This window comes from Streptomyces sp. NPDC047974, assembly GCF_040653375.1.
Taxonomy (GTDB): Bacteria; Actinomycetota; Actinomycetes; order Streptomycetales; family Streptomycetaceae; genus Streptomyces.
Genome location: NZ_JBEZNU010000025.1, coordinates 34,451 through 53,259, shown reverse-complemented (window position 1 = coordinate 53,259; position 18,809 = coordinate 34,451). Strand labels below are relative to the sequence as shown.

Annotated in this window: 17 protein-coding genes; 9 read left to right on the top strand and 8 right to left on the bottom strand. The window is 72.3% G+C overall.

All coding sequences use genetic code 11. The features are described from left to right. Positions 1-79: 79 nt before the first annotated feature. The 3 genes from AB0E19_RS29225 (at position 80) to AB0E19_RS29215 (ending at position 5,119) form a co-directional block, all read left to right on the top strand. On the top strand, positions 80-1,807 hold the full coding sequence (locus tag AB0E19_RS29225; RefSeq protein ID WP_362185188.1) for a D-aminoacylase: 1,728 nt from the start codon (positions 80-82) through the stop codon (positions 1,805-1,807). Next, the gene (locus AB0E19_RS29220) at positions 1,804-3,261 is read left to right on the top strand and encodes an aldehyde dehydrogenase family protein (protein ID WP_362185187.1); all 1,458 of its coding nucleotides are present in this window, start codon (positions 1,804-1,806) and stop codon (positions 3,259-3,261) included. Before AB0E19_RS29225 ends, AB0E19_RS29220 begins: the two co-directional genes overlap by 4 nt. Positions 3,262-3,553: 292 nt before the next feature. Then, positions 3,554-5,119: an APC family permease gene (locus AB0E19_RS29215; RefSeq protein ID WP_362185186.1), complete on the top strand. Its 1,566-nt coding sequence runs from the start codon at positions 3,554-3,556 to the stop codon at positions 5,117-5,119. A 91-nt stretch (positions 5,120-5,210) separates the two neighbouring features. Here AB0E19_RS29215 and AB0E19_RS29210 read toward each other — a convergent pair whose 3' ends face one another. The 4 genes from AB0E19_RS29210 to AB0E19_RS29195 form a co-directional block, all read right to left on the bottom strand. Further along, complete coding sequence (locus AB0E19_RS29210; RefSeq protein ID WP_362185185.1) at positions 5,211-6,077, bottom strand: GNAT family N-acetyltransferase; 867 nt, start codon at positions 6,075-6,077, stop codon at positions 5,211-5,213. 88 nt (positions 6,078-6,165) lie between these two features. Beyond that, positions 6,166-6,330 (bottom strand): hypothetical protein, encoded by a 165-nt coding sequence (locus AB0E19_RS29205; protein ID WP_362185184.1) that lies wholly within the window; start codon positions 6,328-6,330, stop codon positions 6,166-6,168. After that, complete coding sequence (locus AB0E19_RS29200) at positions 6,327-7,451, bottom strand: radical SAM protein (RefSeq protein WP_362185183.1); 1,125 nt, start codon at positions 7,449-7,451, stop codon at positions 6,327-6,329. The genes AB0E19_RS29205 and AB0E19_RS29200 overlap by 4 nt, the downstream gene beginning before the upstream one ends. 197 nt (positions 7,452-7,648) lie before the next feature. Continuing rightward, positions 7,649-7,978, bottom strand: coding sequence for a hypothetical protein (locus AB0E19_RS29195; protein WP_362185182.1), 330 nt, complete (start codon positions 7,976-7,978; stop codon positions 7,649-7,651). Positions 7,979-8,301: 323 nt separating this feature from the next. Between AB0E19_RS29195 and AB0E19_RS29190 the strand changes: the two genes are divergently transcribed. Beyond that, a complete protein-coding gene (locus tag AB0E19_RS29190; protein WP_362185181.1) occupies positions 8,302-9,648 on the top strand; it encodes a hypothetical protein in 1,347 nt (448 codons plus the stop codon). On the opposite strand, the gene AB0E19_RS29185 is transcribed toward AB0E19_RS29190, so the two are convergent. The 3 genes from AB0E19_RS29185 to tnpA all read right to left on the bottom strand — a co-directional run bounded on the left by AB0E19_RS29185 (position 9,626) and on the right by tnpA (position 11,124). Next, positions 9,626-10,159 carry an NUDIX hydrolase gene (locus tag AB0E19_RS29185; RefSeq protein ID WP_362185180.1) on the bottom strand — a complete coding sequence of 178 codons (534 nt, stop codon included), beginning with the start codon at positions 10,157-10,159 and terminating at the stop codon, positions 9,626-9,628. The two genes, AB0E19_RS29190 and AB0E19_RS29185, sit on opposite strands and share 23 nt — an antisense overlap. Positions 10,160-10,318: 159 nt before the next feature. Then, positions 10,319-10,534, bottom strand: coding sequence for a hypothetical protein (locus tag AB0E19_RS29180; protein WP_362185179.1), 216 nt, complete (start codon positions 10,532-10,534; stop codon positions 10,319-10,321). A 161-nt stretch (positions 10,535-10,695) separates the two neighbouring features. Continuing rightward, entirely contained in the window at positions 10,696-11,124 is a 429-nt protein-coding gene (gene tnpA, locus AB0E19_RS29175) for an IS200/IS605 family transposase (protein ID WP_362185178.1), read from the bottom strand. A gap of 53 nt (positions 11,125-11,177) precedes the next feature. Between tnpA and AB0E19_RS29170 the strand changes: the two genes are divergently transcribed. Together AB0E19_RS29170 and AB0E19_RS29165 are read left to right on the top strand one after the other, a co-directional pair. Beyond that, entirely contained in the window at positions 11,178-12,392 is a 1,215-nt protein-coding gene (locus AB0E19_RS29170) for a transposase (RefSeq protein ID WP_362185251.1), read from the top strand. Between the two features lie 53 nt (positions 12,393-12,445). Next, positions 12,446-12,928 (top strand): GNAT family N-acetyltransferase, encoded by a 483-nt coding sequence (locus AB0E19_RS29165; protein WP_362185177.1) that lies wholly within the window; start codon positions 12,446-12,448, stop codon positions 12,926-12,928. Here AB0E19_RS29165 and AB0E19_RS29160 read toward each other — a convergent pair. Further along, positions 12,885-13,667 (bottom strand): GNAT family N-acetyltransferase, encoded by a 783-nt coding sequence (locus AB0E19_RS29160; RefSeq protein WP_362185176.1) that lies wholly within the window; start codon positions 13,665-13,667, stop codon positions 12,885-12,887. The genes AB0E19_RS29165 and AB0E19_RS29160 overlap by 44 nt on opposite strands. 217 nt (positions 13,668-13,884) lie before the next feature. Between AB0E19_RS29160 and AB0E19_RS29155 the strand changes: the two genes are divergently transcribed. The 3 genes from AB0E19_RS29155 (at position 13,885) to AB0E19_RS29145 (ending at position 18,799) form a co-directional block, all read left to right on the top strand. Continuing rightward, positions 13,885-14,718: a TIGR03619 family F420-dependent LLM class oxidoreductase gene (locus AB0E19_RS29155; RefSeq protein WP_362185175.1), complete on the top strand. Its 834-nt coding sequence runs from the start codon at positions 13,885-13,887 to the stop codon at positions 14,716-14,718. A gap of 53 nt (positions 14,719-14,771) precedes the next feature. Beyond that, positions 14,772-17,402, top strand: coding sequence for a bifunctional FO biosynthesis protein CofGH (locus AB0E19_RS29150; protein WP_362185174.1), 2,631 nt, complete (start codon positions 14,772-14,774; stop codon positions 17,400-17,402). A 302-nt stretch (positions 17,403-17,704) separates the two neighbouring features. After that, positions 17,705-18,799: an ADP-ribosylglycohydrolase family protein gene (locus AB0E19_RS29145; protein ID WP_362185173.1), complete on the top strand. Its 1,095-nt coding sequence runs from the start codon at positions 17,705-17,707 to the stop codon at positions 18,797-18,799. Positions 18,800-18,809 lie beyond the last annotated feature (10 nt).

The window sequence follows — 18,809 nt, the reverse complement described above, 5'->3', positions numbered from 1 at the left end:
CCCCGGCCGGCGGCCGTTCCGCGGCGGCTCCGGCCGGGGCGCACCCGCGTGCGGAAGCCTCGTACAGAAAGGGACCGCCATGCTCGACCACCTCATCAAGGGCGCCACCGTCGTGGACGGCACCGGCGGCCCCGCGTACGTCGCGGACGTCGGGATCCAGGCGGGACGGATCACCTTCCCGCCGCCCGGCGCCGCCGCCCGCACCACCGAGGACGCCACCGGCCTCGTCCTCGCGCCCGGCTTCGTCGACCCGCACACCCACTACGACGCCCAGCTCTTCTGGGACCCGTACGCCACCCCCTCCATGAACCACGGCGTCACCACCGTCGCCGGCGGCAACTGCGGGTTCACCCTGGCGCCGCTCCACCCCGACCGGCCCGAGGACGCCGACTACACGCGCCGCATGATGTCCAAGGTGGAGGGGATGGCCCTGGCCGCGCTCGAAGAGGGCGTGGACTGGAGCTGGTCCTCCTTCGGCGAGTACCTCGACGCCCTGGACGGCCGGATCGCCGTCAACGCCGGGTTCATGGTCGGGCACTGCGCCCTGCGCCGGTACGTCATGGGCGAGGACGCCGTCGGCGGGCAGCCGACGCCCGAGCAGCTGGACCGGATGGTCGCGCTCCTGCGCGACGCCATGCGCGCCGGCGCCTGGGGCCTGTCCACCACCCAGTCCTCCACCCACTCCGACGGCGACGGCGCCCCCGTCGCCTCCCGGCACGCCACCCCCGCCGAGCTGATCGCCCTCTCCAAGGCCGTCGGCGAGCACGAGGGCACCCAGATCGAGGCGATCCTCGCCGGCTGCCTCGACCGGTTCTCCGACGCCGAGATCGACCTCTTCGTCGAGATGAGCGCCGCCGCCGGACGCCCCCTGAACTGGAACGTCCTCACCATCGACGCCGCCGTCCCCGAACGCGTCCCCCGCCAGCTCACCGCCTCCGAACGGGCCCGCAAGTCCGGCGGCCGGATCGTCGCCCTCACCATGCCGATCCTCACGCCCATGAACATGTCCCTCGGGACCTTCTGCGCGCTCAACCTCATCCCCGGATGGGGGGAGGTCCTCTCCCTCCCCCTCCACGAGCGCGTCGCCCGGCTCCGCGACCCCGAGGTCCGCGCCGAGCTGCTGCGCCGCGCCGACTCCAGGGAGGCCGGCGTCTTCCGGCGGCTCGCGGACTTCGGCCGGTACGTCATCGGCGACACGTACAGCCGCGAGAACGAGGGCCTGACCGGCCGGGTCGTGAAGGACGTCGCCGCCGAACGCGGGCAGGACGCCTTCCAGTGCCTCGTCGAGATCTGCGCCAACGACGACCTGAGGACCGTGCTGTGGCCCATGCCCACCGACAACGACCCCGCCTCCTGGGCGCTGCGCCGTGAGACCTGGGACCACGAGGACGTGCTCCTCGGCGGCTCCGACGCCGGCGCCCACCTGGACCGGATGTGCGGAGCCCCGTACACCACCCGCTTCCTCGGCGACTGCCTGCGCGGCCGGAGGCTGGTGCCGCTGGAGCGGGCGGTGAAGATGCTCAGCGACGACCCGGCCCGGCTCTTCGGCCTGCGCGAGCGAGGCCGGATCGCCGAGGGCTACCACGCCGACCTGGTGCTCTTCGACCCCGAGCGGATCGACGCGGGCCCGGCGACCCTCGTCCACGACCTGCCCGGCGACAGCCCGCGTCTGGACTCGCGCGCCGTCGGCATCGTCTCCGTACGCGTCAACGGCGTGGAGACGGTCCGCGACGACGAGGTGACGGGGGCGATCCCCGGGCGCGTCCTGCGCTCGGGCCGCGACACGAGGACGGTGAGCACCCGATGACCATCACCGAGAAGCTCTACATCGGCGGCGCGTGGACCGAGCCCGACGGCGGGCACTACGAGGTGATCGACCCCGCCACCGAGGAGCTCGTCGGCCTCGCGCCCGAGGCCTCCCGGGCCCAGGTGTACGAGGCGGCCGCCGCCGCACGCGAGGCCTTCCGGTCCTGGTCGCGGACGAAGCCCGGGGAGCGGGCCGAGATCCTCGACCGGGCCGCCGCGATCATCGCCAGGGACGCCGACGCGCACACCGCGCTCGCCCGCGCCGAGACCGGAGCCACCACCGCCACCGCCCGCGCCATGCAGGTCGCCGTCGGCTCCGCCCGCTTCCGGCGCTACGCGCGGGGAGCCCTGGAGCCCGTCGAGGAGGCCCTGCCGCCGCAGATCAGCGAGGCCGGGCCGATGGGCGGGGCGGGGGTCCTGGGGGCCGTCGCGGTCCGCCGCCCGGTCGGCGTCGTCACCTGCGTCACCTCGTACAACAACCCCTGGGCCAACCCGGCCGGCAAGATCGCCCCGGCGCTCGCCATGGGCAACACCGTGGTGGTGAAGCCGGCCCCCCAGGACCCGCTGTCGGTCTTCGCCATGGTCCGCGCCCTGGAGGAGGCGGGCGTCCCGGCCGGGGTCGTCAACCTCGTCACCGGCTCCGCGCCCGCCGTGGGCGAGGCGGCCGTCGACTCCCCGGACGTCGACATGGTCTCCTTCACCGGCTCCACCGCCGTCGGCCAGGCCATCGGCGAGGTCTGCGGCCGCTCCCTGAAGCGGCAGCTGATGGAGCTGGGCGGCAAGGGCGCCGCCCTCGTCCTCGACGACGCCGACCTCGACGCGGCGGTGAGGGGGATCGGGACGACCTTCTCCTTCTACAGCGGCCAGATCTGCACCGCCCCGACGCGGGTCCTCGCCCAGCGCGGGATCTACGAGCGGCTCGTCGGCGGGCTGGCCGCGTACGCCGGACACCTGAAGGTCGGGGACCCGGCGGCGCGCGGCACGGTGGTCGGGCCGGTGATCTCGGCGGCCCACCGCGACCGGGTGGAGGCGTACGTGGAGCTGGGGCGGAAGGAGGGCGCCCGGATCGTCACGGGCGGCGAGCGCCCGGACCTCGCCCAGGGCTTCTACGTCGCCCCGACGCTGCTCGCCGACTGCACCGCCGGGATGCGGGTCGTGCGGGAGGAGATCTTCGGTCCCGTCGTCGTGGTCGTCCCCTTCGACGACGAGGAGGAGGGGATCGCGCTCGCCGGCGACAGCGACTACGGCCTGATCGACTACGTGTGGTCCGGCGACGTCGCCCGCGCCTTCCGCATCGCGGCGCGGCTGCGGTCCGGCGGGGTCGGGATCAACACCGTCGGCCGGAACATGGAGGCGCCCTTCGGCGGCTTCAGGAAGAGCGGGGTGGGGCGGGACGTCGGGTCCTACGCCCTGCACGCCTACAGCGAGACGCAGGCGCTCGTCTGGCCGGGCTGACCGGTCGGTACAAAGGCCGGAACCCAGTCCTCCCAAGGGTTCCGGCCGTCCGGCGGGCGCCCGGGAAAATTCCTCGGGAAAATTTGGAACCGGACATTTCGCCCTTCGCTGCGGTTCCCGCATATCGGACGCCCGGCGACCGACCTACCAGTTGGTCGGTCCATCGGGTTGGTCGATCTTTCAATCATTGGCGAGCGTCCCGATCTGCCCTCGCAATGCAAGGCGATGATCGATCAACTGAGCGGAGTTTGACCCTCCGGATAAGGAAACCGCAGCACTTAACGTCCTGTTCATGACTCAGGTGGAAGCACGGCCCCAGGCCGGAGACACGGTAAGGGGCGCGACCGCCCCGGGCGACGCCGGCGGCGTCCGCAAGAAGGGCCTCGGCGGCAATTCCGTCGGCCTCTTCGGCAACGCCGTCATCGGCATCTCCACCGTCGCCCCGGTCTACTGCCTGACCTCCACGCTCGGCTCCACCGCCGGCGAGGTCGGCCTCCAGATGCCCGCCGTGTTCCTCGCGGGCTTCCTCCCGATGCTCCTCGTCGCCTTCGCGTACCGGGAGCTCAACCGGGCCATGCCCGACTGCGGCACCTCCTTCACCTGGACCGTGAAGGCCTTCGGCCCGAAGATCGGCTGGATGTGCGGCTGGGGCCTGGTGATCGCCACGATCATCGTGCTCTCCAACCTGGCCGGCGTCGCCACCTCGTACTTCTGGCTCCTCGCGGGCGAGATCACCGGCAGCGACTCGATCGCCGCCCTGGACGACAACAAGGCCGTCCACATCCTCACCTGCCTCGCCCTCATCGCCGCCGCCACCGCGATCAGCTACCGCGGCATGACGGCCACCAAGGGCGTCCAGTACACCCTCGTCGTCCTCCAGCTCGTCGTCCTCGCCGTCTTCGTCGCCCTCGCCCTCTCCAAGGCGGGCTCCTTCGAGACCTCGGTCGACTTCTCCTGGTCCTGGATGAACCCCTTCGCGGTGCAGTCCTTCGCCGCCTTCACCGCCGGTCTCTCCCTCTCGATCTTCATGTACTGGGGCTGGGACACCTGCATGGCCTCCAACGAGGAGACCGTCGGCAGCGACAAGACCCCCGGCCGCGCCGCGCTCATCGCGATGGTCGTCCTGGTCGGCTCCTACCTCGCCACCGGCATCGCCGCGCAGATGGCCGTCGGCTCCGGCGACCAGGGCCTCGGCCTCGCCAACCCGGACACCTCCGACAACGTCTTCGCCGCCCTCGCCGGGCCGGTCATGGGCCCCGTCCTCGGCGTCCTGCTCTTCGTCGCCGTCCTGGCCTCCGCCGCCGCGAGCCTCCAGACCACCTTCATCCCGGTCGCCCGCACGGTCCTGGCCATGTCCACGTACGAGGCGCTGCCGAAGTCCTTCACCAAGGTCCACCCGGTCTTCAAGACCCCCGGCAAGGCCACCGTCGTCGCCGGCGTCGCCACCGGCGTCTTCTACACGGTCATGACCCTGGTCAGCGAGCACGTCCTGGTCGACACCATCTACGCGCTCGGCCTCATGATCTGCTTCTACTACGGCATCACGGCCTTCGCCTGCGTCTGGTACTTCCGCGCCGACCTCTTCCGCTCGGCCCGCGACCTCACCTTCAAGGGCCTCATGCCGGCCCTCGGCGGCCTCATGCTCACCGCGGTCTTCGGCAAGACCCTCTACGACATGTGGGACCCGGCCTACGGCTCCGGCTCCGCCGTCTTCGGCGTCGGCTCCGTCTTCGTCATCGCGGTCGGCCTCCTCGTCCTCGGCGCCGTCCTCATGCTGTGGATGCAGCGCCGCAGCCCCGCCTTCTTCCGCGGCGAGGTCCTGACGAAGGAGACCCCGTCCCTGGTGGTCCCCGACTGACCACGCGCACACGACACGCCTGAGTCACCGAGAACGCGAAAGTGGCGGCCCCGTGGGGGGTGCCGCCACTTTTGCTTTTTTCGTTCTCCAGTCACGCCGGTGTGGTGTGGGTGAAACCGAGGCAGGCCAGCCCTTCGGCCCGGCACAGTCGGTCGGAGGGGCCGGCGACCTCGGTCTGGAGCAGTTGGTAGGCGGCTCCGTGGGTCTGGCCCCAGCGCATCGCGGCCCGCCACAGGATGCGTCCGAGGCCCCGTCCTCGGGTCTCGGGCAGGACAGCGAAGTACTGGGGCATGAGGCGGGGGCGCCCGATGGCATCGGGGAGCACCTCCATGGGGCCGATCGCGCCCACGATGCGGTCCTCGACGGCGGCGGCGAGGACCGGGCCGCACCGGCCCGCCCGCATCTGGGTGTGGAGGAAGGCCAGGCCATCGCCCGCCATGGCCTCGGCGAACGGGGCGAAGGTCTCCTGAACAGCGATCGGCCAGGCGGTGACGGGCCGGACCGGACCACCCGGGTCGGGGCAGGGGGCGACGGTGAAGTCCTTCAGCTGGATACGGGTGCCCCGTGGGTGCGTGGTCTCGGGGCCGAGGGGGCGTACGACTCGGGCGTTGACCACATCGTGCACGGCCGCGAGTTTCGCGGCCAGCTCGGCGGCCTCCTCCACGACGCTGTCGCGGAGCCCGTAGGCGAAGACCTTGGCAGTGCCGCGTCCACGCCGACTCAGGGTGGGGATGAGGGTGTGCTCGCGCTGGTGCACCACGTCGCCGCGTAGGACTTTCTCGTCCTTCTCGCCGCCCCAGCGCCGGTCCTTGTCGTAGGGCAGGAAGTCCCCGGATTCGGCCGCTCGCAGTGTGTCCTCGAAGAGGCCGACGGCCAGGGCATCGGGATGGACGGGACCGAGAGTGGGCACGATCGGCGCGGTCAGTTGGGGCCGGAGCCAGTCCCAGCGGAAGAACATGAGCGGCACCCTAGCGGTGGGACGAGGGGGGCTCAGGCCCCGACGCGAGTACGCCGGGGCCTGAACGGAGTTGTCCGGATCAGGTGGGTCAGTGGGGGTTGTCGTCCCCGGCGTCGCAGGAGCACTCCGCGCTTTCCACGATCGCGTCCAGGTCCTGGACGGCGGTGATCGACGCGGTCGCGACGGGTGGGGCCGCGCGGCGGGCCGAGGCCGGCGGGCCGGGGAGGATGGTCACCGCTACGGGCGGGGTCATGAGGCGTTCTCCTTGTCTCCGTGCTGGCAGTAGCTGTGCAGCGGCGCCTTCGCCTCCTGGTAGTGCTTGGCCAGGGGGCGGCAGACCCGGCAGGTGCCGGACAGGGCGCAGCCCTCGCACCCACCGGTGCGAAGCATGAGGCGGTCGGCGATGGCACCGAGCCGGGTGAGGCCGTCGATGCCCTCGGTCATCAGGTCGATCCGGTCGTCGCGGCCGACCTTGCAGATCGACACCTTGGCGTGCGGGTCGGCGTGGAAGAAGGTGTGTCCCGCGTTGCAGCCGGTGAACGGCTTGCGCTGCCGCAGGTGGGCGGCGGACTGGGCGAGCAGCGGCTCACCGCCGCCGTAGATCGTGGGCGTCATGTTCGTGTACGCGTGGTTCTCGACGTTCCACTCGTCGGCGAGGGCGGCCATCTCGTCTGCCTCGGAGGCGTTGTCCTCGGTCACCACGACGTTGATGCGCAGCGGCAGTCCAGCCTCGCGTGCGGCGTCCATGCCACGCCGGAACGCCTTCCACGCCCCACGTCGCTGGGTCAGCGTGTCGAAGGACTCCTCGCTCGCCCCGTACATGCTGACCACCAGGCGGTAGGGCGGGCAGTCCCGGAAGAGCTTGAGGAGGTCCGGCCGCCAGAGCAGCGAGCCGTTCGTGGAGAGGGTGAGCATCATCCCGGCCTGCCAGGCGTACCGGTAGGCGCCCTGGAAGTGGGGATCCATGGTGGGCTCGCCGCCGGTGATCTGGAGCCAGAGGACACCGGCCTCACGCATGATGTCGAGCAGCCGCACCTTGTCCTCCCAGCCGAGGCCGGAGAAGGGCCGCTCGCCGAGGTAGCAGTGCTTGCAGCCGAAGTTGCAGCCGAGGTTGATCTCCCAGGACGCCCGGCAGTAGCCGTACGGGGACGGTTCGCGCACCAGCACGGTGCCCTGCGCGGTCTGGCCATCCAGGTCCAGGCCCCACATGTCGGCGGCGGTCTGCACCGCCCAGGTGGGAAGCGACCCACCTTCGGCGGCGGCCCGGCGCAGGCCCCCGAAGTGGTCGGCGGAGATTCGGGCGCCGGCCCTTGCTCCCGGCTTGAGGAGAAGGTGTCCGTCGAGGAACGGGGAGGCGATCAGAGCGTGGGCCATCGGTGGCCCTCCTTCCGGATCACGGAACGGGGACAGCACACGGGACTTCTGACGGTCGGCGCTGCAGTGGATCTCGCCCAGGCCGTTGCAGGTGCCGCAGGTCCTGCCGGACGAGTCGGCGCCGCTGCCACCGCAGTCCCCGCACTGTGCGTTGCGAGGCGAGCGAAGGCGTCGTCGGGGCCTGTGCGGGCTCGCGATCAGCTGGTCCACGAGACCTCCTCCGGGGCGTCTTCCCAGGTGTGCTGCTTGGCGTGGTCGGCGAACAGACAACAGCCCTCACCGTCAGGCCCCGGGGCGGTCACCGGGCAGTCCGGCAGCGCGACGAGTTCCGTCTCGTCCGTCCCACGCCAGCGGAGCCACAACGCGGTCCCGTATGCGTCGGCGTCGGTGAGGAGACCGAAGTGCTCACCCTCGTCGTGCGCGGACAGCTGGCACTGCACCGCTCTGTCGATGTACGGGGCGGTCGACTTCTCCCGTGCTTCCTTTGCCAGTTCGAGGGGCACCCGGCGCCAGTGCGCGCACCGCATCACGACACCATCCGGAAGGACGCGACGGCATTCCGTTCCTGCTGCGAGCACCGGGGGCAGACGCACGGCGGGTAGCGGCCCGGGTTCCCCGGGACCACCGGGTCCTCGCCCACGCGTACCTCTGCGCGAGGCCCCCATGTCCGGCCGGAGTCGCGGGAGACCCGCAACGTCATCCGTACGTCGTCCTGTCCGTTCGCCATGGTCAGGAGCATCGCGAACCGCATGCCCGGCCAGAAAGGCCAACCGGATTACCCAACTTGGGTAATATCACCCTCGGTTGACCAAGTGCAGCGATCCGTAGTCCTCATGCCGGAGCGTGCCCGATGCCCGAGCCATCTCGCTCGAAGGAACTCCCGGTCAGCCTGCTCACGGACCCAGTGATGATCGAGGCATGCCAGGCAAGAGACTTCGGCCGCATCTTTCAGCTGGTCAAGGCACGAGCAGGCATCTATCCGTCGATGGTCGCGCGTCGCTGCGACCTGACCCCGAGCCGCGTGGGCGAGGTGATCGCCGGACGGCGGCAGCTGCTGCACATGGACGTGATCGAACGGATCTCGGACGGACTGCGCATCCCCGGGCACATGCTCGGACTTGCCCGACGCTCCTGGGAGACGCCGCCCAGCCTGACGGTCACACCCCGCGAACCGGCCGAGGCACCGGCCTCAGCCGTCGAACCGCTGGCCGCCGGACTGCCAGGGGCGGACGTCGACAGCATCCTCGCCCTGGCTGCCGAGCGGGACCTCAGCGCGTCGACGCTGGACGCGCTGCATTCGTCGATCGCGGACTACTGGCGCCGGGACGACGAGCACGGCGGCGAGACCTTACGGCCGGCGGTCGTCGGCCAGCTCCGCTACGTCGTCGACCTCCTCAAGGAGCAGCGTCCGGCTCCTCTGCGGGACGGCCTGCACAGCATCGCGGCCGAGCTGGCCCGGCTCACCGGATGGACCTACTTCGACGCCCGCCAGTACCACCAGGCACGCGCCTACTTCACCGAATCCCTCGGCCTGGCCAAGGCCATCGACGACCGCCAGTTCATGGCCAACGTCCTCGCCTGCATGAGCCTCCAGGCCACCTACCAGGACAAGCCTGGCGACGCTCTCGCACTCGTCACGGCCGCCCAGGACCAGGCCCGAACGGCCGCGGGGACGACACCGCGCGTGCTGGCCATGCTCGCGATGCGCGAAGCCTTCGCCCACGCCACCCTCGGCAACCGCGGCGCGACCCACACCGCGATCTCGGAAGCCCATACCCAGTTCGGCCGGATCAGCACCGGCGATCCGGACCCGGCCTGGGTCGCCTACTTCGATGAGCCGAAGCTGATCGTGGACACCGGTATCGCGCACGGCCGCCTGGGCGAAGCCGCCCTCGCCGAACCCCTCATCGCGGACGCTCTCCGACGAGAACACCAGTCGAACCACCGGGGCCGCGCCTTCCACGCCTTCTGGCTCGCCCGCACCCAGCTCCAGCGCGGCAAACTCGACGAGGCGTGCCACACGGCCATGGACGCCTTGGCCCCGGCGGCGGCCGTCAGCTCGCAACGAGTCGCCGGCCACCTACGGGAGTTCTACGAGCAGCTGGAACCCTTCCGCCGGGAACCGGCCGCAGTGGCCTTCGAATCCCGGCTCCGGGAAGTGCTGCCCCGTCAGATCAGCGGATCGCCTCGTCCATGAGCACGTAGAGCAACCCGACGAGGGAGCCGCTGCTGACGATCTCGCGCCGGTCGATCAGGCCCCGCACGTCGGCCAGCGGGATCCACTCGATCCGGTCCGACTCGTTCTTCTCGGTCGGCGGACCCTCGTACGTCGCCCCGTCGGCCCGGAAGACGTGGTGCTGGGAGTCGGTGATGCCGTTCGCCGGCTCGGCGTAGATCAGTGACGTGATCGGCCCGGGCCGCCAACCGGTCTCCTCCAAGACCTCACGGGCCGCCGCTTCCGCCGGCGTCTCGCCCTCCTCGACGAGACCCATGGGAAGTTCCCAGGCCCACGCGTCCGTGATGAAGCGGTGCCGCCACATCATCAGCACCTCGCGCCGCTCGTTGACGACAGCGGCCACCGCCAGGTGCCGGAGCTTGACGACGTGGTGCTCCCAGCGGTTCCCGTCCGGCGTCTCGACGTCGGTGAGCCACAGGTTCACCCAGTTGTTCTCGTAGATCGGACGTTCCCCGTGGATCTTCCACTGCATCGCTGCGGCCCCTCTCGATCGGCCTCCAGCATCGCAGAACAGGGAGGGGGGCACCGAGCTTCACGGGATTAGTGTCGACCTGACGAATAAAAGGCGGCGCCTCCTGTGGGACACGCAAGGTCCACAGGAGGCGACGGAGGTGCGGTCCGAGCGGCGTCGCTAGCCGCGCCCGGGCAGCAGCTTGTTCACGGCCTGGTTGGCCTCGGGGAGGTCGGCGGCCTGGGGCGGCATCGGCTTCGGGTTCAGGACGCCGCTGAGGGGGACGACCGAGGGCAGGTTCATGCCGCCGGTGTCGGCGGCGGCGGAACCGGCGGAGGCGAGGCCGCCGGTGGCGGCGAAGGCGGTCAGGGCGGCCGCAGTGAGGAGCTTCTTCATGCCCGCTCCAACGCGGGGCGGGTGCGCGCGGTTACGTGCCGCTGCCTACCATCACGCCATCCCAGATCTTGCAGGGTATCCCCGGCTTTAGCCGGGGAGGGAATGCATCCTCGGCCCGGAGGTGCGCAGCGCCGGAGCTCACTTCGCCTCTGGGGTGGCGGTCAGAGCGGGCGCGCCTGGCCCTCGATGTACTGACGGATGACCGTCAGCGGTGCGCCACCGCACGAGCCCGCGAAGTACGAGCGGGACCAGAACACCGAGCCCATGCCGATCCGGTCGATGCGGCCGGTGTATTCGGCCCGCAGGCGCCGGGACGAGACGCCCTTGAGCGAGTTGATCAGCTTGGACAGGGCCACCTTCGGCGGGTAATGGACGAGCAAGTGCACATGGTCGGCCTCGCCGTTGAACTCCCGCAGCTCCGTCTCGAACCTGGCGCACACCTCCCGCATGATCTCTTCGCACCGTTTCAGCATGGCGTCGTCGAAGACTCCGCACCGGTATTTCGTGACGAACACCAAGTGGGCGTGGAGGTTGTGCGTGACGTGACGACCCATGCGTACATCAGGGTTTGATTCCCAGCGAGGTGACATACTCCAACTGTATTGTGGTGATCACCGAGCCGACGCGGGAAGGGGCGGGCCGGGTGATCCGCGCGTACAAGTTCCTCATGCGGCCCACCGTGGGCCAGGCCGCCGCGCTCGGCGAGATGCTGCGCGACCACTGCTCCCTCTACAACGCGGCCTTGCAGGAACGCCGCGACGCCTACCGGCATACGAGCAAGACGAGCATCAAATACGGGACGCAGTCTGCGCAGCTCAAGGAGATCCGGGCGTTCGACCCCGAGCGCCAGGGCCGGTGGTCGTTCTCGTCACAGCAGGCCACGCTTCGCCGTCTCGACAAGGCATTTGCCGCGTTCTTCCGCCGGATCAAGGCCGGAGACACTCCCGGCTACCCGCGCTTCCGTGGAGTCAACTGGTTCGATACGGTCGACTTCCCCAAGGACGGTGACGGCTGCCGCTGGGGATCCACCCCGCACGACCCTGTCACCCGCGTCCGCTTCCAGGGTGTCGGGCATGTCAAGGTCAACCAGCACCGGCCTGTGGTCGGCAAGGTCAAGACCGTCTCGGTCAAGCGTGAGGGTCGGCGCTGGTACGTCGTCCTCACCGCCGAGCAGACCCAGCCTGAGCCGCTTCCCGCGACGGGCAGCGTGGTCGGCATCGACATGGGTATCGCCTCGTTCCTCACTACCTCTGACGGCGAGCACGTCGACAACCCGCGCCACGCCCGGAAGGCCGCCGCGAAGCTCGAAGCCGCCCAGCAGCAGCTCAGCCGATTCGGGCGCGTCCGCGGGGACAAGCGGACCGGCAATCACCAGCGGGCCGTACGGCGCGTTGCCGACCTGCACCGCAAGGCCCGTCGTCGGCGTCTGGACCACGCGCACAAGACCGCGCTCGGTCTGATCCGTGACCACGACCTGATTGCGCACGAGGATCTCAAGATCCGCGACATGGTCAGGACCGTCGCGCCCAAGCCCGACCCGAAAGGCGAGGGCGTCTTCCTGCCCAACGGCGCCGGCGCCAAGAGGGGCCTGAACCGTTCGATCTCGGATGCCGGGTGGGGGGTGTTCCTCACGATCCTCACCAGCAAGGCTGAAAGCGCCGGCCGGGCAGTGATCGCCGTGGACCCCCGCAACACCTCTCGGACCTGCCCCGAATGCGGGCATGTCGCCAAGGAGAACCGGCCCACCCAGGAGAAGTTCCACTGCGTAAGCTGCGGCCACCAGGCTCACGCTGACCACGTTGGGGCACTCAATGTTTTGCGGGCCGGGCTGGTCCGTCGCGACGCCTACCCGGCATAGCGAGAAGCCTCCTCATTCGTGAGGGGGAGGAGTCACGGACGAGGGGTACGGGAGTGGGAGCGGAGAGCGGGGGCTGGCGGCTGCGGCCGGGGCGGTCCGAGGACGTCGAGGCCGTCGCCGAGCTGCGGGCGGTCGTCATGCGCGCGGACCTGGAGCGGCTCGGCCGCTACGACGCGCACCGGGTGCGGCAGCGGCTGAGGGACGGGTTCTCGCCCGCGTACACCTCGGTCGTCGAGACCGGGGACGGCCCGGTCGGCTGCGTCACGCTCCGCCCCGATCCCGCGGGCGGCCTCCACCTGGAGCACTTCTACCTGGACCCCGCCCTCCAGGGCCGGGGCCTGGGCACCGCCGTCCTGGACCGGCTCCTGGAGCGGGCCGACGCGGCGGGGGAGACCGTCCGGCTCGCCGTCCTCCGGGGGAGCGCGGCCCGCCGGCTCTACGAGCGGGCGGGGTTCGTGCGGGAGGCGGAGGACGGCGTGGACGTGTTCATGGTCAGGACGCCGGCGGCTCCGGCACCTCCGGTGCCTCCGCGATGAGGGCGGTGGCGACCGTGCGGAAGCCCAGGCGGGCGTAGAGGCGTTCCACGGTCGCGTCCGAGGCCGTCAGGAAGACCGCGTCGACGCCCGCCGCGCGGGCCCGCGCCACCAGCTCCGCGGTCACCGCGAGGCCCAGGCCGCGGCGGCGGGCCTCCGGGCGGGTGCCCACGCCGACGACCTCGGCCACCTGACCGACGGGCTGGACCTGGCCGCCGGCCAGCGCCTCACCGGTCGCCGTGTCGAAGGCGGCGGCGAGGACGGTCAGGCCGGCCGTGATCCGGTCCGCGACCCGCCGCGCGTCGGCGGGGCCGGGGGTCGCGCCGAAGGCCGCGTACGGGGCGGCGACGGCGGCCGCGAGGTCCGGGTCGTCCGCGCCGAGCGTCCGCACGGCCGCGCCCGCCGGCCCCGGCACGGGCAGCGGCGCGCCGTCCAGGACCATCAGCGGGTGCGCGTGCACCACGAGGCCGCTCGCCTCCACGGCCGCCCGCAGCCCCGGCGTCGTCTCCGCCACCCACTCGAACGCCTCCGGCAGCCCCAGCTCGCGCTGGCGGGCGCGCACCTTCTCCACGTCCGCCACCGACACCGGGCCGGGGTGCCCGAGCGCCGGGCGGGCGTAGAACGGCCAGCCGTCGGCGCCCTCCCGCACGAAGAAGGTCAGCGGGCCGAAGTCCTCCGCGCGGGCGGAGGAGCGGGGGACGGCGTCGTAGTACGCCTCGATTCGCGTCAGCACGCGGGCCATCCAAGCAGGCCGGCCGTGGCGGCACCCGCGGATTTCCCCGCCGCCGGACCCGTGCGCGGCCCGGCCCGGGACGGCTGCCGCCCCCGGCCGGCCTCCCGGGCGCCGCACGGCGACCCGGACGCGTCCGTCTCCCTCCCGGCGGCGGGCCGGTGCGCGCCGCGCCGCCGTCGGCGTCGTACCCCTCGGAATCCCGGGCCGCACCCCCTACCGTGCGGTCATGCGGATCTCGACCACGATCTTCCTGACCGACGAGACCATCTCGCCCGTGCGGCTCGCCCGCGAGCTGGAGGCGCGCGGCTTCGACGGGCTGTACCTGCCGGAGCACACCCACATCCCGGTGTCCCGGGACACCGAGCACCCGGCGGGCGGCGAGGCCGCCCGGGAGTACGGGCGGACCCTGGACCCCTACGTGGCGCTCGCGCAGGCCGCCGCCGTCACCGAGCGGCTCGGGCTCGGCACCGGCATCTCGCTGCTCGGGGAGCACGACCCGATCGCGCTCGCCAAGCAGATCGCGACGCTCGACCACCTCTCCGGCGGCCGCTTCACCCTCGGGGTCGGCTACGGATGGAACCGCGAGGAGGCCGCCGACCACGGCGTCGCCTGGGGCACCCGCCGGGACCTCGTGCACGACCGTCTCGCCCTGATGCGGGCCCTGTGGGCGCCGGAACCGACCGCGTACGAGGGCGGGTTCGGGTACTCCGTGCGCGCCTCCGAGGCCTGGCCGAAGCCGGCCGGCGGGGCGCCCCGCGTCCTCCTCGGCGGCGCGGCGGGACCGAAGCTGTTCGCGGCGGTCGCCGAGCGGGCCGACGGCTGGATGCCGATCGGCGGCCGGGGCCTCACCGAGAACCTGCCGGTGCTGCGCCGGGCCTGGGAGGACGCGGGCCGCGACCCGAAGGCCCTCCGGGTCGTCCCGTACGCCGTCCTGCCGAACCCGGGCAAGCTCGCCCACTACGCGGACCTCGGCTGCGCGGAGACCGTCCTCCAGCTGCCCCCGGCGGGGGAGGCCGAGGTGCTGCGGGTCCTCGACGCGTACGCGGAGTACGTGCGGTGACGAGCAGCGGGGACCCGTCCTCCCCGCACCGCCGCCGCTCGTATGCTCGGTGCATGACGGACCACCAGACCGGCCGGGAGGCCGACCAGCAGGCCGAGAGCTCGACGGCGCCCCCGACCCGGAACGCGATGCGGCGGGCGCTGCGCAGGGCGCGGGACGGGGTCGCGCTCGACGTCGGCGAGGCGGCGGTGCTGCTGCGGGCGCGGGGCGAGGACCTGGACGAGCTGGTGGCGGTCGCGGGGCGGGTGCGGGACGCCGGGCTCGAAGCGGCGGGGCGGCCGGGGGTGATCACGTACTCGAAGAGCGTGTTCATACCCCTGACCCGGCTGTGCCGGGACAAGTGCCACTACTGCACCTTCGTCACCGTGCCGGGGAAGCTGCGGCGCGACGGGCACGGGATGTTCCTGTCGCCGGACGAGGTCCTGGACATCGCCCGGCGCGGTGCCGCCCTCGGCTGCAAGGAAGCGCTGATCACGCTCGGGGACAAGCCGGAGGACCGGTGGCCCGAGGCGCGCGAGTGGCTCGACGCGCACGGGTACGACGACACCCTCGCCTACGTGCGGGCCATGTCGGTGCGGATCCTGGAGGAGACCGGACTCCTGCCGCACCTGAACCCGGGCGTCCTGTCGTGGACGGACTTCCAGCGGCTCAAGCCGGTCGCGCCCTCGATGGGCATGATGCTGGAGACGACCGCCACCCGGCTCTGGTCCGAGCCCGGCGGCCCCCACTACGGCTCGCCGGACAAGGAACCGGCCGTGCGGCTGCGGGTCCTGGAGGACGCCGGACGGTCGTCCGTGCCCTTCACCTCGGGGCTGCTCCTCGGGATCGGGGAGACGTACGAGGAGCGGGCCGAGTCGCTGTTCGCGCTGCGCCGGGTCGCGCGGGCGTACCACGGCGTCCAGGAACTGATCATCCAGAACTTCCGGGCCAAGCCGGACACGGCGATGCGCGCGGCGCCCGACGCCGAACTCGACGACCTGGTCGCCGCCGTGGCCGTGGCCCGGCTCATCATGGGCCCCTCCGCCTGTCTCCAGGCACCGCCGAACCTGGTGGACGCCGAGTACGGGCGGCTGATCGCGGCCGGCATCGACGACTGGGGCGGGGTCTCCCCGCTCACCATCGACCACGTCAACCCCGAGCGGCCCTGGCCGCGCATCGACGAGCTGGCCGCGCACTCCCGCGCCGCCGGCTTCGAGCTGCGTGAACGGCTCTGTGTGTACCCGGAGTTCGTGCGCCGCGGCGAGCCCTGGCTGGACCCGCGGATCGTGCCGCACGTGCGGGCCCTCGCCGACCCGGAGACCGGTCTCGCGAACCCGGACGCGGTCGTCCGCGGCCTGCCGTGGCAGGAGCCGGACGAGGCCTTCACCGCCTCGGGCCGCACGGACCTGCACGCGACGATCGACACCGAGGGCCGTACGGGCGACCGGCGCGACGACTTCGACGAGGTGTACGGCGACTGGGAGGCGCTGCGGGAGGCCGCCGCGCCGGGCCTGGTGCCCGACGCCGTGCCCGAGCGGATCGACGCCGACGTGCGGGAGGCGCTGGCCGTCGCCGCCGACGACCCGACGAGGCTGACCGACGCGCAGGCCCTCGCCCTCTTCCACGCCGACGGGCCGGCGCTCGACGCGCTGACCCGGGTCGCGGACGACGTGCGGAAGTCGGTGGTCGGCGACGAGGTGACGTACATCGTCACCCGGAACATCAACTTCACCAACGTCTGCTACACCGGCTGCCGCTTCTGCGCCTTCGCCCAGCGCCGCACCGACGCCGACGCGTACACCCTCTCCCTCGACCAGGTCGCCGACCGCGCCCAGCAGGCCTGGGAGGTGGGCGCGGTGGAGGTGTGCATGCAGGGCGGCATCCACCCGGACCTGCCCGGCACCGCGTACTTCGACATCGCCCGGGCGGTGAAGGAGCGCGTCCCCGGCATGCACGTGCACGCCTTCTCCCCGATGGAGGTCGTCAACGGCGCGACCCGCACCGGCCTGTCGATCCGCGAGTGGCTGACGGCGGCGAAGGAGGCCGGGCTCGACTCGATCCCGGGCACGGCGGCCGAGATCCTCGACGACGAGGTCCGCTGGGTGCTGACGAAGGGCAAGCTGCCCGCCGCCACCTGGATCGAGGTCGTCGGCACCGCCCACGAGCTGGGCCTGCGTTCGTCCTCGACGATGATGTACGGGCACGTGGACCAGCCCCGCCACTGGCTGGGCCACCTCCGCACGCTCGCCTCCATCCAGCAGCGGACGGGCGGTTTCACGGAGTTCGTGACCCTGCCCTTCATCCACACCAACGCGCCCGTCTACCTCGCGGGCATCGCCCGCCCCGGCCCGACGGTCCGCGACAACCGCGCGGTGACGGCGATGGCCCGCCTCCTCCTCCACCCCCACATCCCGAACATCCAGACCAGCTGGGTGAAGCTGGGCGCGGAGGGCGCGGCGGAGATGCTCCGGTCCGGCGCGAACGACCTCGGCGGGACGCTGATGGAGGAGACCATCTCCCGCATGGCCGGGTCGAGTTACGGCTCGTACCGGTCGATCCGCGACCTGGAGGCGATCGCGGAGGCCGCGGGCCGGCCGTCCCGCCCCCGCACCACGCTCTACGGCGAGGTGCCCGAGGAGCGCCGGAGGGCCGCCCGGGATTCGGACGGCCATCTGCCGGAGCTGCTGCCGGTGGTCGAGGGCTGAGGGGGGTCAGCCGACCAGCAGGTCGCGCCGGAGGTCCTTCAGCTCCCGGGCGCGGCGAGGCCGAGGAGGAGGGCGGCGGCCAGTGCCGCGGAGGAGTACGTGACTCGTGTCACGGGGGTCATGCGGCGGATCGTTCAGGCGAAGGGAGAAGCTCGGGTGAACTCTGGTCAAAAGCGGCCTGAAGGGCGTCCGATCACATAAGGTTCCGTCCCCCGAACGGACACACCCGGTCGATTAGAGTGCTGCGCAGACCGGTGTCAGAACGGCGAGAGAGCAGGACCTCGGACGGGGGAGGGCACGTCGTGACCACCACTGCCGCGGCCGTGTGGGGCCGCACCGAACAACAGGACTTCCGGGCGCGCGTCCGCGGCTGCCTGCTCGGCGCGGCCGTCGGCGACGCGCTCGGGGCGGGCGTCCACGACCGGACGCTGGGGGAGATCCGTACGGCGCACGGCGAGGCGGGCCTCGCCGAGCCCCCCGACGGCACCCTGCCCGTCACCGCCGCCACCCAGATGGGCCTCTTCACCGTCGACGGCCTCATCCGCGCCCACGTCCGCCGCGACGGCGGCGTCTGGCACCCGCCCACCGAGATCCACCGCGCCCATCTGCGCTGGGCGACCACCCAGCGCGACTGGGGGCCCGACGAACGCCGCCGCGACAACGGCTGGCTCGGCCGCCAGGAGTGGCTGTACGCCCGCCGCGACGCGCCCCGCGCCTGCCTCAGCGGTCTCGCCGACGAGCGCCTGGGCACGCTCGACCGGCCCAAGAACCCCGAGGCGGGCGACTCCGGCGCCCTCGCCCGCTCCGCGCCCATCGGGCTGCTCGTCGGCTGGGAGCCGCAGCTCGTCTGCCAGCTGGCCGTCGAGTGCGCCGCGCAGACCCACGGCGCGCCCGCCGCGACGCTCGCGGCCGGCGCGCTCGCCGTCATCGTCCACGGCGTGGCCCGCGGCGCCTCCGTCGAGGCCGCCGCCGGTACGGCCCTGGGCCTGCTGGCCGGGCGCCCGGGCCACGAGCCGGTGACGGAGGCGCTGACGCGCGCCCTGGCGGCGGTCCGCGAGGGGGTGCCGGACGCGGGGCGCGTCACGGCGCTCGGGGCGGACGAGGACCGGGCGGAGGGGCAGCTGGCGGCGGCCGTCTACTGCGCGCTCGTCGGCGAGGACGTGCGGCACGGGCTGCGCCTCGCGGTCAACCACGACGGGCCGTCCGCCGTCACCGCGGCGGTGGCGGGCGCGCTGCTCGGGGCGCAGCACGGGGAGACGGCGCTGCCGCCGGCGTGGCTGGCGGCGGTGGAGGGCCGCGGGACGATCCTCGAACTCGCCGACGACTTCGCCATGGAACTCACCCAGTCCCCAACCCTTCACACCCCCACCTGGCACACCCGCTACCCGACGCCGTGAACGGCGGCGG

Excerpts from the sequence above, each read along its gene's own strand:
- AB0E19_RS29225 (WP_362185188.1), top strand. The coding sequence starts at position 80 with ATGCTCGACCACCTCATCAAGGGCGCCACCGTCGTGGACGGCACCGGC.
- AB0E19_RS29180 (WP_362185179.1), bottom strand. The coding sequence starts at position 10,534 with ATGAAGAAGCTCCTCACTGCGGCCGCCCTGACCGCCTTCGCCGCCACC.
- AB0E19_RS29155 (WP_362185175.1), top strand. The coding sequence starts at position 13,885 with ATGCGGATCTCGACCACGATCTTCCTGACCGACGAGACCATCTCGCCC.
- AB0E19_RS29200 (WP_362185183.1), bottom strand. The coding sequence starts at position 7,451 with ATGGCCCACGCTCTGATCGCCTCCCCGTTCCTCGACGGACACCTTCTC.
- AB0E19_RS29220 (WP_362185187.1), top strand. The coding sequence starts at position 1,804 with ATGACCATCACCGAGAAGCTCTACATCGGCGGCGCGTGGACCGAGCCC.
- AB0E19_RS29210 (WP_362185185.1), bottom strand. The coding sequence starts at position 6,077 with ATGTTCTTCCGCTGGGACTGGCTCCGGCCCCAACTGACCGCGCCGATC.
- AB0E19_RS29190 (WP_362185181.1), top strand. The coding sequence starts at position 8,302 with ATGCCCGAGCCATCTCGCTCGAAGGAACTCCCGGTCAGCCTGCTCACG.
- AB0E19_RS29185 (WP_362185180.1), bottom strand. The coding sequence starts at position 10,159 with ATGCAGTGGAAGATCCACGGGGAACGTCCGATCTACGAGAACAACTGG.
- tnpA (WP_362185178.1), bottom strand. The coding sequence starts at position 11,124 with ATGTCACCTCGCTGGGAATCAAACCCTGATGTACGCATGGGTCGTCAC.
- AB0E19_RS29160 (WP_362185176.1), bottom strand. The coding sequence starts at position 13,667 with ATGGCCCGCGTGCTGACGCGAATCGAGGCGTACTACGACGCCGTCCCC.
- AB0E19_RS29195 (WP_362185182.1), bottom strand. The coding sequence starts at position 7,978 with ATGCGGTGCGCGCACTGGCGCCGGGTGCCCCTCGAACTGGCAAAGGAA.
- AB0E19_RS29150 (WP_362185174.1), top strand. The coding sequence starts at position 14,772 with ATGACGGACCACCAGACCGGCCGGGAGGCCGACCAGCAGGCCGAGAGC.
- AB0E19_RS29205 (WP_362185184.1), bottom strand. The coding sequence starts at position 6,330 with ATGACCCCGCCCGTAGCGGTGACCATCCTCCCCGGCCCGCCGGCCTCG.
- AB0E19_RS29215 (WP_362185186.1), top strand. The coding sequence starts at position 3,554 with ATGACTCAGGTGGAAGCACGGCCCCAGGCCGGAGACACGGTAAGGGGC.